The organism is Agarivorans gilvus, assembly GCF_001420915.1.
In the GTDB taxonomy this organism is placed as follows: Bacteria; Pseudomonadota; Gammaproteobacteria; order Enterobacterales; family Celerinatantimonadaceae; genus Agarivorans; species Agarivorans gilvus.
Genome location: NZ_CP013021.1, coordinates 2,611,293 through 2,625,418, shown reverse-complemented (window position 1 = coordinate 2,625,418; position 14,126 = coordinate 2,611,293). Strand labels below are relative to the sequence as shown.

Genomic DNA, 14,126 nt, shown 5'->3' with positions numbered 1-14,126 from the left:
TCCTGATCTTGATGCTGTTTATGACAATGTGGAGTTTGTTTCAAGCCGTACTCGCACTGGGGCAAAACCCTCTAGGGATGCAAAAAACGGCGTTGCTGGCGTGAGAGTTTGTAGGCCAGCCCAAGTGCCGGTGGCGATGATGCTACCGGCGGCGAGTGGCTGCTGATACAGCGCCTGACTAAGGTTGGCCAACCACGGTAAGGCCGCTAACGGGTGACCTTGCGGGTGAGTTAACTTTCCTTCGCTAAGCGTTTGCTCACCCAGTTTAATCACTGGGGCAATTTGGCTAAATTGCTCATCCCAGCCGCTTAACGGCGAGCCTAATAAAATAATGCGGCGGTTCATTTGGTGGTCGGCTAAGCGATACAAACTTGGTAGTTGCTGCCAGTTGTCGGCGCGTAAGTCACAGACTTCTAGTGCCAAATACACCTCGCCAATCGCCGCTTTGGCCTCACTTAAGTTGCAGCCATAAGCCAGCGGTTGTTTTAAGCGTAACGCTAGCTCTAACTCTAGGGCGCTAAAACTGCAGGCCTCAGCGGCTGGAATCACTAGCTCGCAGCTGTCTTGATGATGACTTAATAGCGAGTCGTCTAGCGCGGCGGCACTGGAATGACCTAGTTCTCCACCCAACTTCCACAGTGTTGGGCCGCCTTGCTGAAACCAGCCCAGTTGTTTAGCCACTTCGCCCTGTACCTGATAGGCCTGTTGCGCCGTACTTGGAGTTAAATCTAAGGCTTGTTGGTAAGTCATTGGCTTGCGCTGCTGGCGTGCTGCCACTAGCTGCGCTACCAAGCTTTGCTGTTTATCCATGCTGGGCCTCTTGGCGTTTAAAGGGTTGTGAATGCACCTTGGGTTTAGCTGGCTGAGGCATGCCGCATTTTAAGAACTGGCCGTGGCCTTGAGGTGCCACAAACTCGCCTTGGTTCCACAGCAGCGTGCCACGGCTGAAGGTCATGGCGGGCCAAGCGTTGACCGTTATGCCTTCGTAAGGGGTGTAATCCACCGCGTGGTGTAAGTTGGCGTTGCGAATGGTGCGCTGGGTCTCGGTGTCCCAAATGATAAAGTCGGCATCGGCACCGATCGACAGTGAGCCCTTGCGTGGGTACAAACCATACATTTTGGCCACATTGGTCGAGGTGATTTGCACAAATTGCTCGATGCTGATTTTGCCGCTCATTACCCCATGAGAGAACAGCAGCGGTAAGCGGGTTTCCAAACCGGGAATGCCGTTGGCCACCTTGTCGAAGCTGGGTTTGTCGCCAAAGGCTTGTTTACCTTTGGGGTCGGCATAGCTAAAGGGCGCGTGATCCGAGGAAAAAATCGAAAAGGTATCGGCCTGCAAACCATCCCATACATAGGCTTGGTTTTGAGGGTCACGCGGTGGTGGACTACAAATACACTTAGTGGCTTCGTAGTCGTCTTCACCGCCTAAATCATCAGTGGATAAGAACAAATACTGGGGGCAGGTTTCGGCGTAAATTTTTAAGCCTTTGTTTTGCGCCCATTGGATTTGCTCTATCGCTTCTTTGCCGGAAACGTGCACGATTAAAATCGGTACATCCACCAACTCCGCAAAACTAATTGCGCGGTGAGTGGCTTCGCGCTCCACTAACATTGGTCGAGATTGGGCGTGATACTTCGGTGCAGTATGGCCGGCGGCTAATAGTCGCTCAGTCAGCCAGGCAATGCAGTCAAAGTTCTCTGCATGCACCATCACTAGCGCCCCATGTTCCCGCGCTACCGCCAGAGTATTAATGATTTCCCGATCTGAGAGCATCATGTCTTCATAGGTCATGTAGATTTTAAACGAGGTATAACCCTGTTCAATCAAGGCGGGCAGCTCTTCGTTTAATACCTGTTGGTTGGCGTCGGTGAGGATCATGTGAAAGGCGTAATCAACGCAGGATTGCTGACCGGCGCGTTGATGATATTGCTCCACCGCTTCGCGTAAACTTTGGCCGCGTTGCTGCACCGCAAAAGGAATGATGGTAGTAGTGCCACCACAAGCAGCCGAACGCGGGCCAGAGAGAAAGTCGTCGGCCATTTCCACATCACCTTTAATCGGTTCGGCCAGATGACAATGCCCGTCGACTCCGCCGGGAGTGACCCAAGCGCCTTTGGCGTCGATTTCTTGGGCGCCGCTGGCTAAACCTTGGCCAAGCGCGCTGATGATGCCATCACGCACGCCAATGTCGGCCATGAAGGTATCGGCGCCGGTGGCGCAATGGGCATTGCGAATAACTAGATCAAAGTGATGACTCATTTGGCCTCCTGAAAAAACCGGCCCCAGCCACGCACTTCGCTGCAGTTAAAGCCTTGGCTTTCGAGCATTTTCCAAATCACGGTTGAGGTGGTATCGATAATCGGAATGTTCAGTTCGGTTTCCCATTGCTCTACTTGGTCGGCTGAACGAAGATTGGTGCAATACAGCAAAATAGCATCGGGAGCCGCCTCGGCCACCTCGCTGACCGCTTGTTTTAAGCACTCCGGGCTAACTTCAGAAAAAGCGAAATTGTCGCTGATCTCTAGATGGCGTTCGGCCACGGTGCTAATGCCAATGCTTTGGTAGTTTTCAATAATTTTCTGCTGCACGTCGCTGGTATAGGGCGAGACGATGGCAATGCGTTTTATCGCCATGCGCGCTAATACTTGGTTTAAGGCCAAGATTGAAGAGGTGGCGGGAATGCCGGTGCGCTGCTCAATTTGTTGGCAGAGCTCTTGGTCTTGCTGAAAGCCCATCCAACCTGCGGCGGTGCCCGACCAGCCAATCATATCGACTTTGGCGTCGGCCAATAAACTGGCCGCTTGCAGGATCGGCTCTAGGTCGAACTGTTTTAGTTCATCCTCGCCGAGGCTAATGCGGGTGACGCTAAAGCGAGAGAAGTGTGCCGATACACCGTCTACTTGTTGTAACAGTTGGCTTGTGAGTGGTTCTAAAGCGGTATTCGATGAGGGGGTTAATACCCCCAACAAACAACGTCCACTTGCTAAGCGGTCAGCCATGGCTTTACTCCTGATAGCACTGAAAACTAATGTTTTCAAAATTGCATGCAATTATTTATGCAATTATCGAAGCAGGAACTATGCCAATGGTAAATGAAGGGTTGGCGTGATACTAATCGGCTTAGCGAAGGATGGCTTCCCAGTCCACTTCATCGATATCGCTGGCCCCGTCTAGGTTTAAGGCGTTTTCGATATGCGCTAAGTGGTGTTGCATCAACGCTATGGCTTTGGCTTCGTCGCCCGCTTCAATCGCCGCCACAATGTTGTCGTGCTCGTCTTCTGGGCAGGCCGGCGTATTAGGCACATCGTAAAGGGCGATGATTAGGCAGGTGAGCGGGCACAATTCGGCCATTTGCTTGTCGATGTAGCGGTTGCCACACATGCTGGCCAGCAGCATATGAAAGTCGCCAGATAGGCGAATAATGGCGCGTCTATTCGACTGTTCTCGGGCGAGTTTTTCGGCGACGAGATGGGCCTTGAGGCGCTTGATATCGGCCTTATTAGCATGGGTGATAACCCCGCGAATGATCGCCGGTTCCAGCAGGTTGCGCATGGCAAAAATTTCTTTAGCCTCGGCTACTCCTGGGCTGCTAACGAAGTAGCCGCGATTGGGCAGTTTTTTCACCAAGCCATTCTCTGCCAACATCACTAAGGCTTGATTGATTTTGGTTCGGGATACCTTGAAAGCCTCGGCCATGCGCGATTCCGAGAGCTTAGAGCCCGGCGCTAGGCGGTGTTCCATAACGGCATTGGTAATGGTTTCTGCAATCTGTGCCGCTTGGGGTTTGGCTAACTTTTGTTGTTCCATGATCTTTCTCATCTGTAGCTCAGTGCCTTAAAAATATTTTTTAAGGGTAGTCTTTGGCTATTCTGCTGGTAATTTTGGCACAAATAAAATGCAATTTTGCACACAATTGGTGACCAAGTTTATAACATTGCACCAAGTTAAAGCTTCATCGTTGGCCTGCTTATACTATTGAGCCTGCTGTTGATAATGATGGCATAGTTGCTTGGTAAAATCTTGCCACTGCGTAGCAATAAACGGCCCATAAAGCGGATGAAGTGGCCAGTATTCACGCTGATTAGTATTATGCCCAGAGCTAATATCGCTATTCAACTTGCATATTAAGTCACGTTACCTTAGCTATTGTATGCCTTTTTAAGACACAAAGAATGCATAATTGCATGCAATTTGTTTTTTATATTGTTGATGGTTTGTCGAACCTTGGCAAATATTATTGCTTGGCGCTGAGCGCCCGATAAACGAAAGCATGGGCTGATGGTTTTTTAATGCTGGTGAGTGGCCAAATGCATGCTTGGATTGGCTAATAATTGTGTTATGTTTTGCCTTTACAAAGCCTTAAGTATGGATAGTTTGATTCATTTAGGCGCTTATAAAACCAAGCAAATTAACAGCATAGCGAGTCATTAATAGGTAATGGTAGCAGTGAATAAACTCAATATTAGACCGGCAATTCCCGAGGATGCAGAAACCATTTTGCAGTTTATTAAGGACTTAGCCCAGTACGAAAAACTCGAGCACGAAGTCAAAGCCGATGTGGCGTCGATTACTCAAAGCTTGTTTGCTGAAGGAGCGACTGCCCATGCGATTATTTGCGAGCTAGACGGTGAGGCGGTGGGTTATGGGGTGTATTTTTACAATTATTCCACTTGGTTAGCTAAAAATGGTCTCTACTTGGAAGATCTCTATGTGGCGCCGCCCTACCGTAAAATTGGTGCGGGCAAAGCGATATTAAAATACTTAGCGCAGCAGGCGGTGGCGGAAAACTGTGGCCGTTTTGAATGGTGTGTATTGGATTGGAATCAGCCCGCGATTGATTTCTACCAGTCGATTGGCGCCGAGCCACAGGATGAGTGGATTCTTTATCGTTTAACTGGCCAAGCCTTAGAGCACTTCGCCAAATAATAACCCGGCTGCGGTCTATCTAGTTTCGCAATATCAGCGTTGCATATGGTGTTATCAACCGCGCGTTTTGAGGTTGGGCTGCACTTAACGACGAAAGCTAAGGATGTAGCCTTTAAACTCTTTGTCTAGGTAATCGGTATGTTCGGGTTTGTGTTGGCTAATCGCAAAACCTGCGGCTGTCATGGCTTTGCCGAGTTTGTTTTTTCGACCACGGCCTGGGTCCACAATGATCACTTCGCAGTGTGGCTTGGCGTGGCGTTGAATGAAGTTGGCTAATAACTCGATGTGCTCGTCTTCATATAATAAATCGCTGCCAATAATCAGATCATACAAACCTAAGCTGTCGTTGCTATCGGCCCAGTCTACTTGTTGGTAGGCGATGGCTTGATCTTGGTTGATGGCGGCGTTTCTTTTGAGAAAGTGTTGCACTTCTGGGTGGTAGTCGGTGGCGGTAATATCGGCTTCTTGTTTGTTCAGTAGCAGGCTGGATAGTGCCATGCCGCAGCCGATTTCTAGGATCCGTTTGGCTTCGGTATCGTAGTCGTTGATGTAATGAGCTAACACCAGACTAGAAGGCCAAACTACCCCAAATATGGGCCAACTTGCCGAAGAAATGCCGAGCTGTTCGGCGCGACCTTGGGGGTCGTGAAATTCTTGAGTATTACGCAGAGTGCATAAATGGATGTCGGTATCACCAAACTCTAGGGTTTGATAACGTAAACGAAGCTTTGTCATGGTTGGGCCGCATTAATAAATAGCGCTGAGCCAGCGACCAAGGGAGCGAAGTGACAAAACGGAGGTGCGGGCAGCTTACAGTATTAACTGAATAAAGCAAGTGCTCAAAAATTGCTCAGTCATAACCCAGTGTGGAGTTTGGCCTTGAGCCGATGTGTTAATCCAGTGATTTTTTAAAACGTAACGAGGCAAACAGCAAGCCCAAAGCGGTGAAGCCAAGTAACCACAGGCTATCGCGCCACAGCTCAATTAAGTTGGCACCACGTAGTACTACGCCACGAATAATGCGCATGAAGTGGGTTGCGGGTAGCGCCTCGGCGATCCACTGCGCTTCTATCGGCATGCCCTCATAGGGAAACATAAAGCCCGACAATAGAATCGACGGTAATAAGATAAATACCGTCATCTGCATGGCTTGTAGCTGAGTATTAGCCACGGTGGAGATAACCAAACCTAAGCTGAGGCTGGCGGCGATGAACAACAGGGTACCTAACAGGATCTGGCTCAGTTCACCATTAATTGGCACGCCAAAGACCCAATGACCAAGGCTTAAAATTATCGCTACTTGGATTAACCCTACAAAGATGTAGGGAATAATTTTGGCTATCATCAACTCCAGTGAATGGATGGGGGTGGTAATCAGCAGTTCTAAATTGCCACGCTCGCGCTCGCGAACGATGGCTGCGCTGGTAAATAGGATCATGGTCATGGTTAAGATAACCCCCAATAGGCCGGGCACAATGTTAACGGCTGAGCGACGAGTCGGGTTGTAATACAGCGCCACTTCAAAGGTTTTGTTGGGCGCGGGGCGTAGCTCGAAGTCAAAATCGCTCAGTGGCATATTTTGTAGGGCTAAAATGGCCGAGCTAATCATGGTATCGGAGCCATCAACCAGCCATTGCCCTAATATTCGTCCCTGAACCATACGCTGGCTAAGGTCGTGCGGTAAAATTAAGGCGGCACGCACTTGTCCGTCCTGAATGGCCTGTTCTGCTTGAGCAATATTAGTTAATTGTTGAGTCACCTTAACCACTTGCGTGACTTTCACCGATTCGGTAATCACCCGCCCCAGCGCACTGCCGCTTTGGTCAACCACGGCAATGGGAATATTACGAATATCGGTATTAATGGCAAAACCAAATAGCAGTAGCTGAATTAGCGGAATCATCACCACCATGCCAAAGGTGATGCGGTCACGGCTTAGTTGGCGTAACTCTTTAATGATGACCGCTTTGATTCGGGCAAGGCTGTTGATCATTGGCGGCCGGCTCCGGTCACGCTGACAAATACATCTTCTAAGCTAGGGCGGGCTAGGTTTAACTCTGCTTGGGCGAGCTCGGGGAAGCGCTGTTTTAGCCACTCCAATGGCTGCGCGACTTGCTGGTAAATCAAGATCCGCAGCCGCGCTCCTATTTGTGCCGCCGAGCGAACTTCCTGGCACTGTAACAGCTGGTTTTTAAGTTGCCGCAAGTTGGCCGCTTTGGCTTCTACCACATTCACGCCCATCTCTGCCATTAGCCGCTCTGGTTCACCATCGGCGCGAATTTCCCCGGCTTCCATAATCGCTAAACGGTGGCAGCGTTCCGCTTCGTCCATGTAGTGGGTGGTAACTAAGATGGTGGTGCCTTGGGCGCTTAGGTCAAACAACTGCTCCCAAAAGTCACGGCGGTTTTGCGGATCCACCGCCGAGGTGGGTTCATCGAGAAATAATAATTCAGGTTGGTGCATGGTGGCGGCGGCCAGCGAGAGCCGCTGTTTTTGTCCGCCACTCATACCTGCTACGCGTTGCTTCGCCAGTTGATTTAGCCCATAAGTAGACAGCTGGGCGGCAATGCGCGCCTTTAATTCGCGGCCGTTTATGGCAAAGATTTGGCCAATAAATTCGAGGTTTTCTAGTACTGTTAAATCGTCGTAGAGAGAAAACTTTTGGGTCATATAGCCGATTTTTAGGCGCAGTTTTTCGGATTGTTTGGGAATCTCCAGTCCCAGTACTTCCACCTGACCTTGGCTGGGGTTGAGTAAGCCGGTTAATACTCGAATCGTGGTGGACTTACCGCAACCATTGGGCCCCAAAAAACCATAAATGCTGCCCTTGGCTACGTTTAAATTAATATTATTGATAGCGGTAAACTGGCCAAAACGTTTCACCACCGAATTGGCTCGAATCGCGTACTCAGTCATCGTTGCTTACCTGTAAGTCGACCTGAGCGGGAATACCGGAAGGTAGCGTTGCGGCGCTGTCGGGTAGATCGACTTCGGCCAAATACATTAAGCGCGCCCGTTCTTTATCGGTGAGCGCGTAATAGGGGGTAAACGAGGGTTCGCTGGCGACCCACCGCACCGTGCCTTGAAAGCTTTGGCTAAGCCCGTCTACATGCACCTTAAATTGAGCCCCCGGCACAAAATCTACTCGGTAATTGGCCGGAACATAGACCCGCGCATAGGGCACGCGATTAGCCTGAATTACCGCAATAATGGCATTACTGGGGGCGCGTTCGCCAAGGTTATAGGGCAGACTATCGAGGATCCCGTCGCGGGTGGCGGTGACGGTAAGCTCTGCTAGTTTTTGCTGTTGCAGTGCCACATCGGCTTGCGCCGCCATTAGTGCCGCCTTGGCTTGTTCGATGTCTTCGGGGCGTGAGCCGGCGGTGAGTTTATTAAATTGCTCCTGGGCGGAGTTAAGCCCGGCGCGAGCCGAGTCGCGTTGAGCTAGGGCTGAGTCTAGCTCGGCTTGGCTAATTAGCTCGCGTTTTACCAGTTCTGCGTTACGCTGGTAACGCTTATTGGCTTCTACCAGCTGCGCTTGAGCCTGTGCCACTCGGGCGGATGCGGCGGCAATATCTTCCGGACGCTCGCCGTTGCTGAGCTTAAGCAAGTAAGCCTCGGCTTTGGCTTGTTCGGCGCTGGCGTGAGCTAATACCGAGCGCTGGTTTTTCGTATCTAGCTGAACCAGTACTTGGCCCTGACTGACCGGCTGGCCTTCTTTAATCGGCAAGGCGCGAATAATTTCATTGGCGGTGGCGGTATAGGTAATGCGATCACGTTCTAGGGTACCTAAGGCTTGCTTTGGCGGTTCTGGTGAGCAAGCGCTAAGCAAAATCAGGACGAATAGACTGAGCCAACGTTGCAGCATGGTGATGGGTTTCCTTACTCAAGGTGGGCAATGAGGCCAAGCTTTAGCCTCTTCCTTAAGGCTGAGTATAGTATGAAGCCTAAGGCAGTTTTGTGACTCATTAGGTTGTTGTTGTTAAATTGGGCTTTTTTGAAGGTTAGATAGTTGATTTATAAATAAAAAAAGAGATTAAGCAGGGCTTAATCTCTAATAAAAACAGTAGGAATGGAATGGACTGTTTTTACAAACTAGCTTGCACGTTTTTTGCTGTAGACGTCGAAGATAACCGCAGCTAGCAATACCAAGCCTTTAATCACTTGTTGCCAGTCAATACCCACGCCCATAATTGACATACCGTTGTTCATCACACCCATGATGAAGGCACCAATTACCGCACCGAGGATCTTACCTACACCGCCTTGTACCGAAGCACCACCGATGAATACCGCAGCAATTACGTCTAACTCGAAAGCCAAACCGGCTTTAGGAGTAGCGGTATTTAAGCGAGCAGCAAATACCAGACCGGCTAAAGCGGCTAGCATGCCCATGTTGGCAAAGGTTAAGAAGGTAATCTTTTTGGTATTAATCCCTGACATTTGGGCGGCTTTTTCGTTACCGCCAATCGCGTAGATACGACGACCAATAGTGGTATTGTTAGTAATGAATACATACAGTGAAATCAGTACCGCCATTACCATCAAAATATTAGGAATACCTTTGTAAGTGGAGAGTAAGTACACCAAGTACAATAGCGCGAAAGAGATGAACCCAAGACGTAGTACGAACACGTTCATAGGTTCTTCTGCAGGCATTAATTTTTGCTGTTTTAAACGGCTGCTTAGGTTAAAGCCAATAAACGCTGCTACCCCTACCAAACCGATGATGAAGGAGGTGAGGTTGAATTTGTGCATATCGAAGATATCACCAATAAAACCTGAGCTTAGTGCTTGGAACTGGGTAGGGAAAGGACCCACCGATTGGCCTTGTAGTAGGGCGATGGTTAAGCCTTTAAAGACTAACATGCCCGCCAAGGTTACAATGAACGCCGGTATCTTGTGATAGGCAATCCAGTAGCCTTGCATGGCCCCAATAATGAAGCCTGCCACTAAACAGATGATAACGGTTAAGAACCAGTTAAATTCAAAATTAACCATTAGTACCGCGGCGAGCGCGCCAATAAAGCCACACACCGAACCCACCGAGAGGTCAATATGGCCGGCCACAATCACCAACAACATGCCAAGTGCCATGATGATGATGTAAGAGTTTTGCAAAAATAGGTTGGTTAAGTTAACCGGTTTAAGCAAGGTGCCATCGGTAATGATTTGGAAAAAACCCATAATAAAAATCAGGGCGAGTAAAATTCCATATTCGCGTAGGTGGCGAGCAAATGATCCAAAGAGACTCACTGATTCAGTGGGTACTTTAGCGCTATCTGCGACTTTCGTGTTCATCTCATTCTCTCCCAGATTGAATGATTAACTGCATAATTTTTTCTTGAGAAGCTTCTTGTTGGCTGAGTGATCCCACTAGCTCCCCTTCATTCATAACGTAAATCTCGTCACACATACCAAGTAGCTCGGGCATTTCGGAGGAAATGACAATAATGCCTTTGCCTTGCTCGGCTAGCTTGTTGATCAGGGTATAGATTTCATACTTGGCCCCTACATCAATGCCGCGAGTGGGCTCGTCCAGAATCAATACCTCGGGGTCGGCAAATAGCCACTTAGCTAACACCACTTTTTGTTGGTTACCACCCGAGAGGTTTTCGGTATGTTGGCTGATCGATGAACAACGAATGTTCATCTTTTTACGGAAGTCTTCACTGAGCAAACTTTCTTTCGCATTATTCACCACCAAATTCTTCGAAATGGCAGGCAGATTGGCGAGGGGAATGTTATGCATAATGCTGTCGATTAAAACCAAGCCATAGTCTTTACGGTCTTCGGTCACGTACGCGAGACCGGCATTAATGGCTTTTTCGATGCTATTTAATTCAACTGTTTTGCCGTGTAGTTTGAGCTCACCAGAAATTTTTTGGCCGTAGGAGTGGCCGAAAATACTGCGTGCTAGCTCGGTTCGCCCTGCGCCCATTAAGCCAGCAATACCCACTACTTGGCCACGTTTAACCGCTAAGTTGATGTTGTGAATAATCCGTCGGTCGGCTTGTTCGGGATGGTAAACTTCCCAGTTACTGACACTGAGGATCTCGTCACCAATTTGCGCCTTGCGTGGTGGGTAACGGTCTTTAAGCTCTCGACCCACCATGTCTTGAATGATGCGATCTTCACTGATTTTTTCTAGCCGACAGTCCATAGTGCTAACTGAGCCACCGTCACGAATCACGGTGATTTTGTCAGCGACTTTGGCGATCTCGTTGAGTTTATGAGAAATGATGATGGACGAGATCCCTTGGCGCTTAAACTCGAGTAATAATTCGAGCAAGGCATCGCTGTCGGTTTCATTAAGGCTGGCGGTAGGCTCATCTAAAATCAATACATCTACGTCTTTAGAGAGTGCTTTGGCAATTTCTACCAATTGCTGTTTACCTACCCCCAGGTTTTGAATTTTGGTTTGTGGGTTTTCTTTACCCAAACCAACCTTGGTTAATACTTCTTTGGTTTTTAGAAAAGTTTCAGGCCAGTTAATTACCCCATTTTCATCAATTTCGTTGCCTAAAAATACGTTTTCGGCAATCGATAGCATAGGCACTAAGGCCAGCTCTTGGTGAATAATGATGATGCCTTTTTCTTCGCTGTCAGAAATGTTGTTAAATTTTTGCACTTCGCCGCGATAAATAATCTCACCTTCAAAGCTATGATGAGGATAGACGCCGCTAAGCACCTTCATTAAGGTTGATTTTCCAGCACCGTTTTCGCCTACAAGCGCATGGATCTCTGCTTGCTCTAAACTTAGGCTCACATTGTCTAGCGCCTTAACACCGGGGAAAGTTTTGGTGATGTTACGCATTTCTAAAATGGTATTCATAGTTCCCTCAGGAAAACAAAGTCGAAAGTGCAAGGTTTGCCTTTAGGCAAAGGCAAACCTATTTCGAATTAGAACTGGTCTTTGCTGTAGTAACCGCTGCCAATTAACACTTCTTCCCAGTTAGATTTGTCTACCGGTACAGGTTTTAGCAGGTAAGAAGGTACTACCTTGTAGCCGTTGTCGTAGGTGCTGGTATCGTTGATTTGTGGCTCAGTACCATTCATCAAGGCTTCTACCATGCTTACCGTTACTTTGGCTAACTCACGAGTATCTTTAAAGATGGTTGAACCTTGCTCGCCGGCAATGATTGATTTAATCGATTGCAGTTCAGCATCTTGTCCTGATACGAAGGGCATAGGCATATCGGCACTACCGTAACCCACCCCTTTTAGTGAAGATAAAATACCAATACTGATGCCATCGTAAGGTGACAATACAGCGTCAACGCGGTCATCGGTGTAGAAGGCACTGAGTAGGTTATCCATACGTGCTTGGGCGGTTGCGCCATCCCAGCGAAGTGTAGACACTTTTTCCATGCCGGTTTGACCACTACGAATCACTAACTTACCGCTGTCGATGTATGGTTGTAGTACCGACATTGCACCGTTGTAGAAGAAGTAAGCGTTGTTATCGTCTGGTGAACCACCAAATAGTTCGATGTTGAAAGGACCCGCTCCGTTAGCTAAATCAAGCGCTTTTTCAATGGTTTGAGCTTGTAATACACCCACTTGGAAGTTATCGAAGGTGGCGTAGTAGTCAACGTGAGGAGAGCCTTTAATCAAACGGTCATAGGCAACCACAGGAATGTCGCTTTCAGCGGCTTGCTCTAACACTTTAGATAGAGTGGTGCCGTCGATAGAGGCAATAACTAATGCATCTACGCCACGCACAACCATGTTTTCAATTTGTGCTAGTTGGTTTGGAATATCATCACCAGCGTACTGTAGAACGACTTTATATCCGTTTTTCTCAAAAAGGTCTTTCATGTTAGCGCCATCGCCGATCCAGCGGGCTGATGACTTAGTAGGCATTGCAATGCCGACTGTTTGTTTGGCGCTGGCAAGGCTTGGAGCTAATGCCAATAACGACACCATTGCCGCACTAATTAACGTTTTATAAAGCTTCATTTTTTCACTCCGTGTAAATGATTCAGCTATTAATGGTTAGTTAATGGTTGAGCGATGTTGCGTTGCTCTCGTTTAACTGGGCTTAGTATTGACCATCTTTTTAAACTTATTCGCTAGCCGGACAACAAGTTTTTCATGACAGCGATTTTATCTATATATTTAGCTGTTATTGACATGTTGCCATTATGTGAATCTTTAAAAATAGTCAATATTAAGCATGTTTAGGCTACTTTTAGCCTATTGAAAAGCTTTTCTTCGGTTATTTCTGATTTTTGACAGATGTTTCAAAAAAATACTCACAACGGAAATATCCATGATGTTAGCGTTATCGTATATGGCGGGTTTGCCCACTAGCGACCACTATGAGATGCAATAACTGTGTTTTTATAGGAGTGTGCAGCGTGAACAAGCAGCAGTATGTAATAGGCTTAGATTTCGGCTCAGATTCAGTGCGAGCCCTGTTGGTGAACGCCAGCAATGGCGATGAACTATGCAGTGGGGTGAGCTTGTATCCGAGGTGGAATAAAGGCTTGTACTCACAAGCTGATATCGCTCAGTTTCGGCACCATCCCCGCGACTACATCGAAGCCATGACCAGTGCAGTGCAGCAGGCCTTAGCCGATTGCTCGCCAGAAATTCGCCAGAACATTGTGGGGATTGGCGTTGATACCACGGGTTCTACCCCTGCGCCAATTAACCAAGACGGTGAAGTACTGGCTTTGTTAGATGAGCACGCTGACAACCCCAATGCCATGTTTATTTTGTGGAAAGACCATACCAGTGTGAGCAAGGCTGAGTTAATTAATCAGTTGGCCCACGGCGGACAATTTCCGGATTACACCCGTTATGTAGGCGGTATTTATTCTAGTGAATGGTTTTGGGCTAAGGCGGCTTGGGTATCGGAACAAGATCCACAACTGGCCGAGTCGATTTATTCTTGGGTTGAATTGGCTGACTGGATCCCTGCGCTACTGTCTGGCACTACCGCTCCCGATACACTTCGTCGTGGTGTGTGTGGCGCGGGGCATAAAGCCTTGTGGCATGAATCTTGGGACGGCTTACCCGATCAAGCCTTTCTTAGCGCGATATCTCCTACTTTAGATGGCATCCGCGAGCGGATGTTCCAACAGGTTTATAGTGCCGATCAGCTAGCCGGGCGATTAAGCCCGAATGGGCTGAAAAACTGGGTTTAAATGCCGATATTGCGGTAGCCGTAGGGGCCTTTGATTGTCAC

14 protein-coding genes are annotated in these 14,126 nt (G+C 48.4%); 2 read left to right on the top strand and 12 right to left on the bottom strand.

The window, feature by feature from the left end; translation table 11 throughout:
* Positions 1-18: 18 nt before the first annotated feature.
* From AR383_RS12290 to AR383_RS21575, 5 genes are all read right to left on the bottom strand, one after another.
* A complete protein-coding gene (locus AR383_RS12290) occupies positions 19-810 on the bottom strand; it encodes a fumarylacetoacetate hydrolase family protein (RefSeq protein ID WP_055733400.1) in 792 nt (263 codons plus the stop codon).
* Positions 803-2,263, bottom strand: a complete 1,461-nt coding sequence (hydA, locus tag AR383_RS12285) for a dihydropyrimidinase (RefSeq protein WP_055733399.1) — start codon at positions 2,261-2,263, stop codon at positions 803-805. The genes AR383_RS12290 and hydA overlap by 8 nt, the downstream gene beginning before the upstream one ends.
* The gene (locus AR383_RS12280; protein WP_055733398.1) at positions 2,260-3,003 is read right to left on the bottom strand and encodes a maleate cis-trans isomerase family protein; all 744 of its coding nucleotides are present in this window, start codon (positions 3,001-3,003) and stop codon (positions 2,260-2,262) included. Before AR383_RS12280 ends, hydA begins: the two co-directional genes overlap by 4 nt.
* 121 nt (positions 3,004-3,124) lie before the next feature.
* Positions 3,125-3,811, bottom strand: coding sequence for a GntR family transcriptional regulator (locus AR383_RS12275; protein WP_055733397.1), 687 nt, complete (start codon positions 3,809-3,811; stop codon positions 3,125-3,127).
* 165 nt (positions 3,812-3,976) lie between these two features.
* The gene (locus tag AR383_RS21575; RefSeq protein WP_157051729.1) at positions 3,977-4,120 is read right to left on the bottom strand and encodes a hypothetical protein; all 144 of its coding nucleotides are present in this window, start codon (positions 4,118-4,120) and stop codon (positions 3,977-3,979) included.
* 330 nt (positions 4,121-4,450) lie between these two features.
* Here AR383_RS21575 and AR383_RS12270 point away from each other — a divergent pair, with 330 nt between their 5' ends.
* The gene (locus AR383_RS12270) at positions 4,451-4,930 is read left to right on the top strand and encodes a GNAT family N-acetyltransferase (protein ID WP_373869487.1); all 480 of its coding nucleotides are present in this window, start codon (positions 4,451-4,453) and stop codon (positions 4,928-4,930) included.
* An 84-nt stretch (positions 4,931-5,014) separates the two neighbouring features.
* Here AR383_RS12270 and AR383_RS12265 read toward each other — a convergent pair whose 3' ends face one another.
* The 7 genes from AR383_RS12265 to chvE form a co-directional block, all read right to left on the bottom strand.
* The gene (locus AR383_RS12265; protein WP_055733395.1) at positions 5,015-5,665 is read right to left on the bottom strand and encodes a class I SAM-dependent methyltransferase; all 651 of its coding nucleotides are present in this window, start codon (positions 5,663-5,665) and stop codon (positions 5,015-5,017) included.
* Positions 5,666-5,822: 157 nt separating this feature from the next.
* A complete protein-coding gene (locus tag AR383_RS12260; protein WP_055733394.1) occupies positions 5,823-6,923 on the bottom strand; it encodes an ABC transporter permease in 1,101 nt (366 codons plus the stop codon).
* Positions 6,920-7,846: an ABC transporter ATP-binding protein gene (locus tag AR383_RS12255; RefSeq protein WP_055733393.1), complete on the bottom strand. Its 927-nt coding sequence runs from the start codon at positions 7,844-7,846 to the stop codon at positions 6,920-6,922. Before AR383_RS12255 ends, AR383_RS12260 begins: the two co-directional genes overlap by 4 nt.
* Positions 7,839-8,798 (bottom strand): HlyD family secretion protein, encoded by a 960-nt coding sequence (locus AR383_RS12250; RefSeq protein WP_055733392.1) that lies wholly within the window; start codon positions 8,796-8,798, stop codon positions 7,839-7,841. The genes AR383_RS12255 and AR383_RS12250 overlap by 8 nt, the downstream gene beginning before the upstream one ends.
* Positions 8,799-9,025: 227 nt before the next feature.
* On the bottom strand, positions 9,026-10,231 hold the full coding sequence (gene mmsB, locus AR383_RS12245) for a multiple monosaccharide ABC transporter permease (RefSeq protein WP_055733391.1): 1,206 nt from the start codon (positions 10,229-10,231) through the stop codon (positions 9,026-9,028).
* Position 10,232: 1 nt separating this feature from the next.
* Entirely contained in the window at positions 10,233-11,765 is a 1,533-nt protein-coding gene (mmsA, locus tag AR383_RS12240) for a multiple monosaccharide ABC transporter ATP-binding protein (protein WP_055733390.1), read from the bottom strand.
* Positions 11,766-11,833: 68 nt separating this feature from the next.
* On the bottom strand, positions 11,834-12,892 hold the full coding sequence (chvE, locus tag AR383_RS12235) for a multiple monosaccharide ABC transporter substrate-binding protein (protein WP_055733389.1): 1,059 nt from the start codon (positions 12,890-12,892) through the stop codon (positions 11,834-11,836).
* A 401-nt stretch (positions 12,893-13,293) separates the two neighbouring features.
* Between chvE and AR383_RS22120 the strand changes: the two genes are divergently transcribed.
* Positions 13,294-14,085, top strand: coding sequence for an FGGY family carbohydrate kinase (locus AR383_RS22120; RefSeq protein WP_232304740.1), 792 nt, complete (start codon positions 13,294-13,296; stop codon positions 14,083-14,085).
* The last annotated feature ends 41 nt before the right edge of the window (positions 14,086-14,126 follow it).